The sequence below is a fragment of the Pseudomonas sp. F-14 TE3623 genome (assembly GCF_053629015.1).
The window spans coordinates 1,676,480-1,690,399 of record NZ_JBRJHM010000001.1 but is presented as its reverse complement, the minus strand read 5'-3'; the positions used below and the strand labels follow the sequence as shown (position 1 = coordinate 1,690,399).

12 protein-coding genes are annotated in these 13,920 nt (G+C 59.5%); 3 read left to right on the top strand and 9 right to left on the bottom strand.

Translation table 11 applies throughout. From position 1 onward, the window contains the following. Nucleotides 1-143: 143 nt before the first annotated feature. The 4 genes from garD to kdgD form a co-directional block, all read right to left on the bottom strand. Nucleotides 144-1,697, bottom strand: a complete 1,554-nt coding sequence (gene garD, locus AB7M29_RS07515) for a galactarate dehydratase (protein ID WP_217857633.1) — start codon at nucleotides 1,695-1,697, stop codon at nucleotides 144-146. Between the two features lie 11 nt (nucleotides 1,698-1,708). Further along, entirely contained in the window at nucleotides 1,709-3,076 is a 1,368-nt protein-coding gene (locus AB7M29_RS07510; RefSeq protein ID WP_050682833.1) for an MFS transporter, read from the bottom strand. Between the two features lie 85 nt (nucleotides 3,077-3,161). Continuing rightward, a complete protein-coding gene (locus AB7M29_RS07505; RefSeq protein ID WP_217857632.1) occupies nucleotides 3,162-4,607 on the bottom strand; it encodes an aldehyde dehydrogenase family protein in 1,446 nt (481 codons plus the stop codon). A gap of 60 nt (nucleotides 4,608-4,667) precedes the next feature. Beyond that, the gene (kdgD, locus tag AB7M29_RS07500) at nucleotides 4,668-5,579 is read right to left on the bottom strand and encodes a 5-dehydro-4-deoxyglucarate dehydratase (protein ID WP_052965597.1); all 912 of its coding nucleotides are present in this window, start codon (nucleotides 5,577-5,579) and stop codon (nucleotides 4,668-4,670) included. A gap of 235 nt (nucleotides 5,580-5,814) precedes the next feature. Here kdgD and AB7M29_RS07495 point away from each other — a divergent pair, with 235 nt between their 5' ends. Continuing rightward, nucleotides 5,815-7,146: a phospholipase gene (locus AB7M29_RS07495; protein ID WP_454246627.1), complete on the top strand. Its 1,332-nt coding sequence runs from the start codon at nucleotides 5,815-5,817 to the stop codon at nucleotides 7,144-7,146. A 14-nt stretch (nucleotides 7,147-7,160) separates the two neighbouring features. Beyond that, the gene (locus tag AB7M29_RS07490) at nucleotides 7,161-7,352 is read left to right on the top strand and encodes a hypothetical protein (RefSeq protein WP_454246626.1); all 192 of its coding nucleotides are present in this window, start codon (nucleotides 7,161-7,163) and stop codon (nucleotides 7,350-7,352) included. 158 nt (nucleotides 7,353-7,510) lie between these two features. On the opposite strand, the gene AB7M29_RS07485 is transcribed toward AB7M29_RS07490, so the two are convergent. From AB7M29_RS07485 to AB7M29_RS07470, 4 genes are all read right to left on the bottom strand, one after another. Then, nucleotides 7,511-8,260: a FadR/GntR family transcriptional regulator gene (locus AB7M29_RS07485; protein WP_038978943.1), complete on the bottom strand. Its 750-nt coding sequence runs from the start codon at nucleotides 8,258-8,260 to the stop codon at nucleotides 7,511-7,513. A gap of 178 nt (nucleotides 8,261-8,438) precedes the next feature. Beyond that, on the bottom strand, nucleotides 8,439-10,166 hold the full coding sequence (locus tag AB7M29_RS07480; RefSeq protein WP_217857629.1) for an ABC transporter ATP-binding protein/permease: 1,728 nt from the start codon (nucleotides 10,164-10,166) through the stop codon (nucleotides 8,439-8,441). A 96-nt stretch (nucleotides 10,167-10,262) separates the two neighbouring features. Beyond that, the gene (locus AB7M29_RS07475) at nucleotides 10,263-10,823 is read right to left on the bottom strand and encodes a response regulator transcription factor (protein ID WP_007901386.1); all 561 of its coding nucleotides are present in this window, start codon (nucleotides 10,821-10,823) and stop codon (nucleotides 10,263-10,265) included. Next, the gene (locus AB7M29_RS07470) at nucleotides 10,816-12,078 is read right to left on the bottom strand and encodes an ATP-binding protein (protein ID WP_007901384.1); all 1,263 of its coding nucleotides are present in this window, start codon (nucleotides 12,076-12,078) and stop codon (nucleotides 10,816-10,818) included. Before AB7M29_RS07470 ends, AB7M29_RS07475 begins: the two co-directional genes overlap by 8 nt. A 377-nt stretch (nucleotides 12,079-12,455) precedes the next feature. Here AB7M29_RS07470 and AB7M29_RS07465 point away from each other — a divergent pair, with 377 nt between their 5' ends. After that, the gene (locus AB7M29_RS07465) at nucleotides 12,456-13,172 is read left to right on the top strand and encodes an SIMPL domain-containing protein (protein ID WP_038978941.1); all 717 of its coding nucleotides are present in this window, start codon (nucleotides 12,456-12,458) and stop codon (nucleotides 13,170-13,172) included. Nucleotides 13,173-13,460: 288 nt separating this feature from the next. Here AB7M29_RS07465 and AB7M29_RS07460 read toward each other — a convergent pair whose 3' ends face one another. Then, nucleotides 13,461-13,829 carry a DUF6124 family protein gene (locus AB7M29_RS07460; RefSeq protein WP_217857628.1) on the bottom strand — a complete coding sequence of 123 codons (369 nt, stop codon included), beginning with the start codon at nucleotides 13,827-13,829 and terminating at the stop codon, nucleotides 13,461-13,463. Nucleotides 13,830-13,920: the final 91 nt, after the last annotated feature.

Genomic DNA, 13,920 nt, shown 5'->3' with positions numbered 1-13,920 from the left:
AAGCCACTGGGGACGTTGGCGTCTGGTAGAACGCCTTCGCGAGCAAGCCCGCTCCCACATTTGATCAATGTCGAACACAAAATTTGTGCACGGCGAAAATCCACTGTGGGAGCGGGCTTGCTCGCGAAGCAGGCGACTCGGTCTCAGGTAATAGGCGCAGGGTTGAACAAGGTAATGTCGTTATGCAGCTTATGCTGCTCCGCCCACGTCTGTTTCTTGCCGCTGGCCACGTCCAGGTAGTAGTGGAACAACTCCCAGCCAAGCTCCTCAATCGACGCCCGCCCGGTGGCAATCCGCCCGGCATCGATGTCAATCAGGTCCGGCCAGCGCTGCGCCAGTTCTGTGCGGGTCGACACCTTCACCACCGGTGCCATCGCCAACCCATAAGGCGTACCCCGCCCGGTGGTGAACACATGCAGGTTCATCCCCGCCGCCAACTGCAACGTTCCGCAGACAAAATCACTGGCCGGGGTCGCGCAGAAAATCAGACCTTTGCGCTTGAAGCGCTCGCCAGGGCCAAGCACCCCGTTGATCGCGCTGCTGCCGGATTTGACGATTGAGCCCAGGGACTTCTCGACAATGTTCGACAACCCGCCCTTCTTGTTCCCCGGCGTGGTGTTGGCACTGCGATCCGCTTCGCCCTTGGCCAGGTAACGGTCGTACCAGTCCATTTCCCGCACCAGTTCCTGAGCGACATCCTCGGTTTCGGCGCGGGACGTCAGCAGGTAAATCGCGTCGCGCACTTCGGTGACTTCGGAAAACATCACTGTCGCACCGGCCCGCAGCAACAGGTCCGAGGCATAACCGAGCGCCGGGTTGGCGGTGATGCCAGAGAACGCATCGCTGCCGCCGCACTGCATACCAAGGATCAGCTCGGACGCCGGCACGGTTTCCCGACGACGCAGGTCGAGCTTCTTCAAACGAGTCTCGGCCAGCGCCATGATCTGCTCGATCATCTCGGTAAAACCGTGACTGGAATCTTGCAAACGGTATAACCACGGCTCGCTGAGATCGACCGAACTGTCGTTCTCGTGCATCACCTGCCCGGCCTGCAATTTCTCGCAGCCCAGGCTGATCACCAGCGCTTCACCACCCAGGTTCGGATTGCGCGCCAAGTTGCGCACAGTGCGAATCGGGATGTACGCGTCGGTGGCGGTGATCGCCACGCCGCAGCCGTAACTGTGGGTCAGCGCCACCACGTCGTCGACGTTAGGGTACTTGGGCAGCAACTCGTCCTTGATGCGCTTCACCGCATGATCCAGCACGCCGGTAACGCACTGCACGGTGGTGGTGATGCCGAGAATGTTGCGCGTGCCGACGGTGCCGTCGGCGTTGCGATAACCCTCGAAGGTGAAGCCTTCCAGCGGTGCCTGCGCGGCCGGCACCTCGGTGGACAGCGGCAAGCTGTCCAGCGGTGGCGCGGTCGGCATGCGCAGTTGATCTTCCTTGACCCAGCTGCCGCGAGAAATCGGCTGCAACGCGTAGCCGATCGTCTGGCCGTAACGAATCACCTGGCCGCCCTCGGGAATGTCCTCGAGCGTGACCTTGTGGCTCTGCGGCACAAAATCCACGGTGACCAGGCCATCGGGGAATTCAGTGCCGGCCGGCACGCCCTGATCGTTGACCACGATCACCACATTGTCCCGCTCGTGCAGGCGGATGTAGCGCGGCGAGTCGGAATGTTCAATCAACTGCATGACGCCGCTCCTCAGGAATGCGCTTCAGATAACTTATTGTTGGTTTCAGGACCGCTGACTGGCGGCTCTTTGAGCACCACACGCTTGATCGGGCCAACGATCACCAGATAGCTGAAGACGGCTACCAGCGCGTTGCAACCGACGAACACCAGCGCCCATTTGAACGAACCGGTGGAGCTGATGATGTAACCGATAACGATCGGCGTGGTGATCGAGGCAATGTTACCGAAGGTGTTGAACAGGCCACCGCTGAGACCGGCGATCTGTTTCGGCGAAGTGTCAGACACCACCGCCCAGCCCAACGCACCCACGCCTTTGCCGAAGAATGCCAGGGCCATGAAGCCGACGACCATCCATTCAACGTCTACATAGTTGCAGGCCACGATGCTACTGGAAACCAGCAGGCCGGCGATGATCGGCGCCTTGCGGGCGAAGGTCAGCGAGTGGCCTTTACGCAGCAGGTAATCGGAAATCACCCCGCCGAGCACACCACCGATAAACCCGCAGATCGCTGGCAACGAAGCAATGAAACCGGCCTTGAGGATGGTCATGCCGCGTTCCTGCACCAGGTACACCGGGAACCAGGTCAGGAAGAAGTAGGTGATGCCGTTGATGCAGTACTGGCCCAGATACACGCCGAGCATCATGCGGTTGGTCAGCAGCTGGCGGATGTAGTCCCACTTCGGACCGTCGCCCTTTTTGCCTTTGCCTTTGTCCTGGTCCATGTCGACCATGCCGCCGTTGTCGGCGATGTGCTTGAACTCGGCGTCGTTGATCATCGGGTGTTGGCGCGGGCTGTAGATCACCTTCAGCCAGATCCCCGAGAAGACAATGCCGATCACGCCCATGACGATGAACACATGCTGCCAGCCGAAGGAATAAACGATCCAGCCCATCAGCGGCGCGAACAACACGGTGGCAAAGTATTGCGCCGAGTTGAAGATCGCCGAGGCGGTACCGCGTTCTGCTGTCGGAAACCAGGCCGCCACGATGCGTGCGTTGCCGGGGAAGGATGGCGCTTCGGCCAGGCCCACCAAAAAGCGCAGCATGAACAGCGCAACCACCGCCGTGGACATGCCGAACTCACCGACATAGCCCTGCAGCACGGTGAACAGCGACCAGGTGAAAATGCTCAGCGCGTAGATTTTTTTCGAACCGAAACGGTCCAGCAGCCAGCCACCGGGAATTTGCCCGGCCACGTAGGCCCAACCGAATGCGGAGAAGATATAACCGAGGGTGACCGCGTCGATGCCGAGGTCTTTTTGCAGGCTGGAGCCGGCGATTGCGATGGTGGCCCGGTCGGCATAGTTGATCGTGGTCACCAGAAACAGCATGAGCAGGATCAAATAGCGGACGTGAGTCGGCTTGGTCGATTGCATTGTAGATGTACTCCCACTGATTATTTTTATGCGCGGGTGAATCTGTTGTGTTGCGGTATCGATACCGATACCGCGGTGTTTCCTGTCAGGAGCCGATGTAGCTGGTTTTTACGACCGTATAAAACTCTTGCGCATAGCGACCTTGCTCACGTGATCCATAGGATGAACCTTTACGCCCACCAAACGGAACGTGGTAATCCACGCCGGCGGTCGGCAGGTTGACCATCACCATCCCGGCCTGGGAGTGGCGCTTGAAGTGGTTGGCGTACTTCAGCGACGTGGTAGCGATGCCCGCCGACAGACCGAACTCGGTATCGTTGGCCATGGCCAGCGCCGCCTCGTAATCGGCGACGCGAACGATATTGGCTACCGGGCCGAAGATCTCTTCGCGGCTGATACGCATCGCCGCTGTGCTGTCGGCAAACAGCGTCGGGGCGAGGAAGTAGCCTTCGGTGTCGCAGGTCACCAAGCCACCGCCGCTGACCAGACGCGCACCTTCGGACTGGCCGATGTCGATGTACTTCATGTCTTGTTCAAGCTGAGCCTGCGAGACGACCGGACCGATATCAGTGCCGGTTTTCAGCGCGTGGCCAACCTTGATCGACTTCATGCGCTCGGCCATGGTTTCAACGAATTTGTCGTGAATCCCGGCGGTGACGATGAAGCGGCTCGACGCGGTGCAACGCTGGCCGGTGGAATAGAATGCGCTCTGTACCGACAGCTCGACCGCTTGTTTGAGGTCGGCGTCATCCAGAATGATCTGCGGGTTCTTGCCGCCCATTTCCAGCTGAACCTTGGCCTGACGCGAGACGCAGCTGACGGCGATCTGACGACCCACGCCCACGGAACCGGTGAAGCTGATGCCGTCGACTTTCGGGCTCTGCACCAGCGCATCGCCAACCACGCGACCGCTGCCCATCACCAGGTTGAACACGCCGGCCGGGAAGCCTGCGCGGGAGATGATTTCCGCCAGCGCCCAGGCACAGCCCGGAACCAGATCAGCAGGTTTCAGCACGACGCAGTTGCCGTAAGCCAGGGCCGGAGCGATTTTCCACGCCGGGATCGCAATCGGGAAATTCCACGGGGTGATCAGGCCGACCACACCCAACGCTTCACGGGTCACTTCAACGTTGACGCCCGGACGCACCGACGGCAAATAGTCGCCGGACAGGCGCAGGCATTCACCGGCGAAGAACTTGAAGATGTTGCCGGCGCGAGTCACTTCGCCGATGGCTTCGGGCAGAGTCTTGCCCTCTTCCCGGGCCAGCAAAGTGCCGAGCTCTTCGCGGCGGGCGAGGATCTCGCTGCCGACTTTATCCAGTGAATCGTGGCGAGCCTGAATACCCGAAGTGGACCAGGCCGGGAACGCGGCGCGAGCAGCGTCGATAGCGGCGTGGACCTGAGCCAGATCGGCCTTGGCATAGTCGCCGATGGTATCGGTCAGCTCGGACGGGTTGATGTTGGCGCAGTAATCACTGCCCGCCACCCATTCGCCGTTGATGTAGTTATCGAAACGCATTGAATCAGCCACTGAAATCTCTCCTCACGCAAAAAGCCGCTGATCGCTCAGCGGCCTTGGTTTTATCGAGTGTTATTGCGCACCCTGCTTGTCGATCAGCGCGGCGAGCATTTCGTACTCTTCGCCCGTCAGATCGGTCAGCGGCGCACGCACAGGGCCTGCGTCGAAGCCTGCGATTTTTGCCCCGGCCTTGACGATGCTCACCGCGTAACCGGCCTTGCGGTTACGGATGTCCAGGTACGGCAGGAAGAAGTCGTCGATGATCTTGCCGACGGTGGCGTGATCTTCGCGAGCAATGGCGTGGTAGAAATCCATCGCGGTTTTCGGGATGAAGTTGAACACCGCCGAGGAGTAAACCGGCACGCCCAGCGCCTTGTAGGCCGCGGCGTAGACTTCAGCGGTCGGCAAACCGCCCAGGTAGCTGAAACGATCACCGAGGCGGCGACGGATCGACACCATCAACTCGATATCGCCCAGGCCATCCTTGTAACCGATCAGGTTCGGGCAGCGCTCGGCCAGACGTTCCAGCAAAGGAGCGGTCAGGCGGCAGACGTTGCGGTTGTAAACCACCACGCCGATTTTTACTGATTTGCAGACCGCTTCAACGTGGTCGGCAACACCGTCCTGGCTGGCTTCGGTCAGGTAGTGCGGCAGCAGCAACAGGCCTTTGGCGCCCAGACGCTCGGCTTCCTGAGCGTATTCGATGGCTTGACGAGTCGAACCGCCGACACCGGCCAGGATCGGTACGCTGGTCGCGCAGGTGTCGACGGCTGTCTTGATGATTTCCGAATATTCGCTGGCCGCCAGAGAGAAGAACTCACCGGTGCCGCCCGCGGCGAACAATGCCGAGGCGCCGTATGGGGCCAGCCATTCGAGACGTTTGATATAGCCCGCGCGATGGAAATCGCCCTGAGCATTGAAGTCGGTGACCGGGAACGACAGCAGGCCGGAAGAAAGGATGGACTTCAGTTCTTGTGGATTCATTATTCGAACACCCTGGGTAGCAACGTTGTGTGAGAAAACCGTTCAGCCTTCGCCGAAGTTGTAGGTCATCGTACAACTTAAAATGCAACCGTCAACTGCATTTCATCGCGAGCCGCAAAATTCGCGTCGGAAAAAGTAATTCCTTGACGTAGGAAAGTTCTCATCTATGATCCAGATAGCTGTATATACATACAGCTAAATTTGATTCTACCTACGACATATCAAGGAGCTAGAAATGTCAGGTCTACACGCACAACCGAAGGAAAATACCCGACAGGTCATTGCCGATCTGGATGATCTTTTTACCGAGCACGGCATCGCCCTTACTGGCAATGGCGACACCCTTAAACTCACCGCCGGCAGCCATCACGGCCTCAAACATCAGCGCCAGGGCCTGCTGTCGACGCCACCAAAAAATGCGCTGAAAGGCGCGCCCCAGTTGAGGTTTGAGGGTGCAGAACATACCGCGATCGGCGACGGCACCCTGCTGCGCTTCGTCAAGGATGCACCTGCCATACCGGCCTCGCAGGTGGAGTTGCACCTGCCCAATGGCCTGGCATTGACCTATGGACAAGTGATTGCGCTGGGGGGTGATTTTTATGGAATTCCCGACCAACCGATCTGCGAAGGCGCAACAGCGGCGGACCGAATCCAGCGTTTTACCAACGCCTTCAACTCCCTGGCGGTACTGCCGGCCTCAAACGCCGAGGCGAAGCTGATCCTCGGTGTCATGCAGAAGGAAATCGCCGCCATCAATCAAGCGATCAGGGACGGCAAACAGCCTCACGAAGCTTATGACGCCCTCGGTGATACGTTGTCGGAAGAGTGGAACAAGATCACCGGCGGCGGCAGTTTCGTCTCGGCGCTGTTCCCTTTGGGGCGTTATCTGAAACTGGCCGCCAACAACGCCGACCATTTTGCCGAATGGGCGTTACTGGCCTACATCGCCGGGCACACGGCAGCGCTGCAACAAGCAGTGCTCGCCCACAACAGCGGCGATGAAAAGCAGTTGGAGTTGGCCTATGCGATGAACGCTTTTGCCGATCACTACCTGACCGACCTGTATTCCGCCGGCCACCTGCGAGTACCGCGCAAACAGTTGGCGGCGGTGGTCACGCCCAGTGATCTCGGCTCGCTGATTACCCGCTTCATGCACGATGAAGACAGCAAGTTCGGCCTCAACGTGAGCAATGGCAACGGCGATCGCTGGCACGCCTACGGCGACAAGCGCTACTTCGATGCCATCGACAGCGCCAATCGCGCCCAGGTGAATCAAGCGGTTCAGGTGTCTGCGGATGAAGTGTTCGCGGCGTACCTCAGTGGCTCTGCCCCGTCGGCTGGCAGCTTTGCTGCTTTGAAAAGGCTGCCCGACCTGCAAGCGGTACTGAACCCGGCAGGCAATTTCTCGCCACTGTTCAAAGTCGAGGGCAACAAGGTGTTGCGGCGCAAGGACGTCAACAACCTCAACGATACCGCCACCGTTGACGACTGGTGGGGCTGGAGTACCTATCTGCTGCTCAAGGACTACCAACCAACCGGCATGCTGAACTCAGCGGCCAATGCCTGATAAGGAGATCACTGATGACTATCAAACTGAAACTGGAACTGGTTTCTGGCCAATCGCTGAAAGGTGCGCCGCTGGAGTTGCTATCCAAAGGCGTGCCGATTACCCGGACGGTCGTGGATGAGCGCGGGCATGCGGTCTTCGATGCCAAACCTGGGGCTGCTGAGTTGGCGGTGAGGGTGGATCGTTCGATTTTGAGGACTGGCTGAAGTTACTGCGAGATGGCCGTCGGCCCTTTCGCGAGCAAGCCCGCTCCCACATTGGATCTTCGGTGAACGCATTTTTTGTGAACAACCGAGATCAAGTGTGGGAGCGGGCTTGCTCGCGAAAGCGATCTGTCAGGCAGCAAATCACCCAACCTGCAAACCTATCCCCGCTGTGCCTGCGCCTCTTCATGGGCCTGGCGCAACCGCTCGCGGCTATTCGTCAGGTGCAACCGCATAGCCGCCCGCGCCGCATCGGAATCCTGGCGGGCGATAGCATCATAAATCTCTTCATGCTCACGGCTCAGGCGACTCATGTAGTGCTGCTGGTCGTCGTGGGCCAGGCGCGCGGAGTTCAGGCGCGTGCGCGGAATGATGCTGGTGCCCAAGTGGGTCATGATATCGGTGAAGTAGCGATTGCCGGTGGCCAAGGCAATTTGCAGATGGAACTGGAAGTCCGAAGCCACCGCATCGCTGGCGTGGGAGGCGCTTTCATTCAGCGCATCCAGCGCCGCTCGCATCAACGCCAACTGCTCAGCGCTGCGACGTTGCGCGGCAAGGCCGGCGGATTCCACTTCCAGGCTGATACGCAGCTCCAGAATTGCCAGCACATCCCGCAGCGTGACCACTGTGGCCGGGTCGATACGAAAACCGCTCGGGCTTGGAGTGTCGAGCACGAAGGTGCCGATGCCGTGACGGGTTTCAACTTGCCCTGCTGCCTGCAAACGGGAAATCGCTTCGCGCACCACGGTGCGGCTAACGCCATGGGCATCCATGATCGCCGACTCGGTGGGCAATTTGTCGCCACGTTTGAGGTGACCGTCGCGGATCTGCTCGGACAGCACCGTCACCAGTTCCTGAGCGAGGCTGCGGCGCTTGCGAGGGAGGCGAGGTGCGTCGATCGGGTTTTCCATGGTGAACGTCTGTCTCGAAAAAAGCGGCTGAAACCGCATCATAGCTCAACACGGTTGTACGATCACCACCACTCCCTGTGGGAGCGTGGCTTGCCCGCGATGAACGATAACGCGGTTCTGCAGGTGAACCGCGTCGAGGCCATCGCGGGCAAGCCCGCTCCCACAGGTCAAGTGGTGTTTATGCGGTCACCGTCTGATCCACCAAATGGCCATTCTCGATACGCACATGCCGTGGATGGAAACGCTTCAGGCTGCTGCGATGCCCGACGCTGACGATGCTCAGCCCCGGCAATTCATCGATCAACGCCTGATACAGCGACGCTTCATCCTCTTCATCCATCGCCGAAGTCGCTTCGTCCATGTACAGCCATTGCGGCGCATAAAGCAGCGCACGAGCGAAGGCCAGTCGTTGCTGCTCGCCCGGCGAAAGCATGCGCTGCCAGTGGTTGGCTTCATCCAGACGCGAAACCAGGTGTGGCAAGCGGCAGGTTTCCAGCACGTGGACGTAGCGCTCGTGCGGGTAGGTGTCGCCGGGCTGTGGATAACTCAGCGCCTCGCGCAAAGTGCCAATCGGCAGATACGGTTTTTGCGGCAGGAACAGATAACGCCCCGTCGGCAGGCGGATGCTGCCGTGGCCGGCCGGCCAAAGGTGCCCCATCGCCCGCAGCAACGTCGATTTGCCGCTGCCGGAACGACCGCTGAGCATGACGCGCTCGCCCTCCTCCACCGTCATGTCGGCGTTGGTCAGCAGGTGACGACCGTCAGCGAGGTCGAGACCAAGGTTATGCACCTTCAACGCCGAGCCATGATTCTGCACGTCGATGGCCGGTGCGCGTTCTTCGTTGTCGGTCATGGCCTGACGGAAACTCAGCAGACGATCACACGTGGCGCGCCACGCAGCGAGATTCTGATACGCACTGATAAACCAGCTGAAACTCTCCTGCACGTTGCCGAACGCCGAACTGATTTGCATCAGATCGCCGAGTTCGATCTTGCCAGCGAAGTAACGCGGTGCAGCGACCATGAACGGAAAGATGATGGCGGCCTGGCTATAACCGGAGGTGAAGAACGTCAGACGCTTGGACACCTTCATGATGTCCCAGAAATTGCGCCAGACCATGCCGAAACGGCTGCTCAAACGACGGTTTTCATTGGGCTCACCGTTGTACAACGCAATGCTTTCGGCATTTTCGCGAACCCGGACCATGGAAAAACGCAGGTCGGCTTCGAAACGTTGTTGCTGGTTGTTCAGGCCGATCAAACGGCGGCCGATCAAATGCGTCAGCCAGCTGCCGATCACGGCATAGACCAGCACACACCAGAACATGTAGCCGGGAATGGTGAAACCGAACACTTCGATACTGCCCGACACGCCCCACAGAATGATCGAGAACGACACCAGGCTGACAATGTTGCGAAGCAAACCAATGCCCAGTTCCAGGGTGTTCGAGGTGAAGTTGTTGAGGTCTTCGGAAATCCGCTGGTCCGGGTTATCGGTGTAACCGCCCTGTTCCAGCTGGTAGTAATTCTTGTTGCCGAGCCAGCGGGCAAAATGCTTTTCGGTGAGCCAGGCTCGCCAGCGGATGGTCAGCATCTGGGTCAGATAGAGCCGGTAGACGGCAGCGATGATTGCCACCGCGGCGATCCCGCAGAAATACAGGATCAGCCGCCAGAAGGCCGCCTCGTCCTTTTGTTGCAGGGCGTTGTAAAAATCCTTGTACCAAGTGTTGAACCACACCGAGAGCCCCACGCTGACCAGCGACAATGCGATCACCGCGATCAGCAACGTCCAGGCCTTGCCCTTCTCTTCGCTGCGCCAGTAAGGCGTGGTCATCGCCCAGACTTTGCGAAAAAACTGCCCGCGCACAGCATCGTTGACCGCGGAATATTCAGCGTTCTGATTCATGGATAAGGCTCGATAAAGAAAAGAACACACACGAGCCGATCATAAATGATCGACCCGGCTTGTAACGAGGTGTGACAACAATTGTTCAGCGCCGGTTCAGCGACGGACCGGACGCTTCTGCAGTTTGCGTTGCAGCGTGCGGCGGTGCATGCCCAAGGCGCGGGCAGTAGCGGAGATGTTGCCTTCGTGCTCGGTCAGTACGCGCTGGATGTGCTCCCACTGCAGGCGGTCCACGGACATTGGGTTTTCCGGCACCAGCGTGTCGAGGTCGGCGTGCTCGGAGAGCAACGCGGCCAGCACGTCATCGGCGTCCGCCGGTTTGCACAGGTAATTGCAGGCGCCGCGCTTGATCGCCTCGACGGCGGTGGCAATGCTCGAGTAACCGGTGAGGATCACTACGCGCATTTCCGGGTCGAGTTCGAGCAGTTTCGGCAGCAACACCAGGCCCGAATCGCCGTCCATTTTCAGATCAAGGGCGGCGTAATCCGGGATGTCGGCCTGGGCGATGGTCAGGCCTTCTTCGGCGGAACCTGCTGTGCTGACGCGAAAACCGCGGCGGGCCATGGCGCGGGCCATCACGCGGGTAAAGGTTGCGTCGTCGTCTACCAGCAGCAAATGCGGCAGTTCTTCGCCTTCGACTTGGATCTCGTCACTCATGTTCGTCTCCTCGGGCGACACGGGGCAGGCGCAGCTCGGTAAGCGTGCCACCTTCCTCATGACTGTAGAGTTTCACTGAGCCGCCGGCGCGTGTCACGCTGGCCTTGCTCAAAAACAGGCCCAGGCCGAAACCTTTGCCCTTGGTGGTAAAAAACGGTTTGCCAATCTGCTCGGCAATGGCCAGTGGCACACCGGCGCCATGGTCGCGAATGCTGATGGTCAAATCCTCGGCATTCCAGTCCAGGGTCACTTGCAAGCCTTCGGGGCACGCATCGGCGGCGTTGTTCAGCAAATTTAGCAGGGCTTGGGTCAGATCCGGCGGCGGCGCCATGCGCGGCACGGTCCCCTGGCCCAGGCGCTGGAAGCGGTAACTGGCTTCCGGGCGCATCAGGTGCCAGCGGTTCAGGGCTTCGTCGAGCCAGTCGGTGACGTCTTGCATCTCCACCGCCAAGCGACGATTGGCTTCCGCCGCCCGAACTAACTGCTGCAAGGTCTCTTTGCAGAGTTTGACCTGATCCTGCAGCACGCTCAAATCGTCCTGCAATAGCGGGTCTGGATGGTCCTGACGCATTTCCTTGAGCAACACGCTCATGGTCGCCAGCGGCGTGCCCAGTTCATGGGCGGCGCCGGCAGCCTGGGTCGCGACGGCCAGCAATTGCTGATCGCGCAGGCCTTCTTCACGACGAATGGCGCGCAATTCTTCCTGACGACGCAGCTCCTCGGCCATACGGGCGGCGAAGAACGTGATCACCGCTGCCGCCAGAGCAAAGCTCAGCCACATGCCGTAAATCTGCAAGTTCTCGCGGGCGATAGGGAATGTTTCCAGCGGGTAGAACCGCGCCAGCAGTAACGTATAAAGCGCCAACGCGATTCCCGACAGAATCACCGAATAGCGCCACGGCAGCGTCACGGCGGCGATGGTCAGCGGCACCAGGTAATAAGAGACGAACGGGTTGGTCGAACCGCCTGAGAAGTACAGCAAGGCACTGTGGATAAACAGGTCGCAGGCCAGTTGCACGGCGTATTCGAGCTCGGTCACCGGCCACGACGTGCGCAGGCGAATCGCGGTCAGCGCGCAGAGCACCATGGAAAAGCCGAGGGTGATCGCCAATTGCAGCCAAGGCAACGGCAGCAGGTCAAACCAGTAGGCCAGGCCTACGGAACCGGCCTGAGCGGCCAGCACCAACGTGCGGATGAACGTGAGCCGCCAGAGGTTCTGGCGAGTGGCGGAAGTGATTTGAACGGGGGCGAGCATGAGCTCTCCTGATGAGCGCTCCAGGCGGATCGCACGGAGTATAACCAAGCCGCGGGCCTGAGAGGCGAAAGTGCGGCAAACGACCACAGCCACCAAGCAATGTATCTGTGACGAAATAACCCTGTGGCGAGGGGGCTTGCCCCCGTTCGGCGGCGAAGCAGACGCAGATCGGCTGACGCGGATTGACTGATAGAACAGGGTGGCAGGATTTGGGACTGCTTCGCAGTCCAACGGGGGCAACCCCCCTCGCCACAGGGTCACCTGCCTTCCATCTGTATAGAAGTTGTAACTGTGCGAACCGGGCCATTGAAGCTAGAGTCTGATGGTTTCACGCAGGTTCGGACCTCAACCCCTGCGCACCGTCCAAGGAGCTTTTCATGCACACATTGCGCCGCAGCGCCGCCCTTCTTGCCTTAAGCGTTGGCACCGTCGTCAGCCTCCCGGCCCTGGCCGTCGACGAACTGCATTACAACCAGATCTCCCTGCGCGCCGAAGTCAGCCAGGAAGTGGCCCGCGACCTGATGATCGTGACCCTCTACACCGAAGAGCAAAACACCGACCCGGCCAAACTCGCCGCCGACGTCAGTACCACCATGAACAAAGCACTGGCCCAGGCTAAAGAAGTCAAAGACATCACCCTGCGTCAGGGTAGCCGCAACAGCTACCCGATCTACGACACCAAAGGCCAGAAAATCACCGGCTGGCGTGAACGCGCCGAACTGCGCCTGGAAAGCTCGGACTTCGCTGCCCTCTCCAAACTCACCGGCGAACTGCTCACCGACCTGAAAATGGGCGGCATGGACTTCGCCATCGCCACCCCAACCCGCAAAGCCAGCGAAGACGCCCTGCTCAAAGAAGCCGTGACCGCCTTCAAGTCCCGCGCCCAACTGGCCACCGATGCCCTGGGCGGCAAAAGCTACAAAATCGTCAACCTGAACCTCAACAGCAACGGTTATCCACAACCGTACATGCGCGGGCCGATGATGATGAAAGCTGCCGGCATGGACTCTGCGCCGGTGACCCCGGAAGTTGAAGCTGGGACCAGCCAGGTCAGCATGACGGCGGATGGGGCGATTGAAGTGTTGATGCAGTGATTGGATAAGGGTTAAACGAAAACCGGCGATCAATAAGTGATCGCCGGTTTTTTTGTGCCCTGAAGAAATGGAGTTTGTCCGTCAGGCCTTGTGTTGATTGACCTGCCGTCAATCGCGGGCAAGTCGAATCGTCGCACCGCCGCTCCCACAAGGTCATGCGCCAATTTCAAATCAGCACAAATCCTGTGGGAGCGGGCTTGCTCGCGAAAGCGGTGTGTCAGTCACTGCGATGTTGGATGTACCGCCGTCTTCGCGAGCAAGCCCGCTCCCACATTGTTTGCGGTGTGTCTACGCCGGATCGACGTTATCCAACGCCCGGTTCACCGCCAATTCCGCCACCATGATGACCTGTTGAATCGCCAATGCCGTGTGGCGCTGCGGGCCAATCAGATTGTTGGCGAAATCACTGGCCAGGACACTCGCTGAGGCCAACGATTCGTAGGCGTGGGCCAGCAGGCTTTCGGTGCCGACATCCGGGGCGACCATGAACATGGTGCTGGGGCGACGGGGTTTTTCTGTGTATTGCGCGGGGGGATCAAGGTAGTAGTCGAGGGCGCGTTTTATGGCTTCGCGGTCTTTGAGTAATTCTTCGGTGCGCGATGCTTCTGCGTTGGGTGTGGTGGTATTGAAGGGTGGGTCGGGGATTAATTTGTCCATTGAAAAATTTCTCCAGCGTTGGAGCCTCCACTTGCCGCTTCTCACACGGCGAAGAGGTGGCAGCTATGTGCGAGGTGAGAAGACCGGTTAT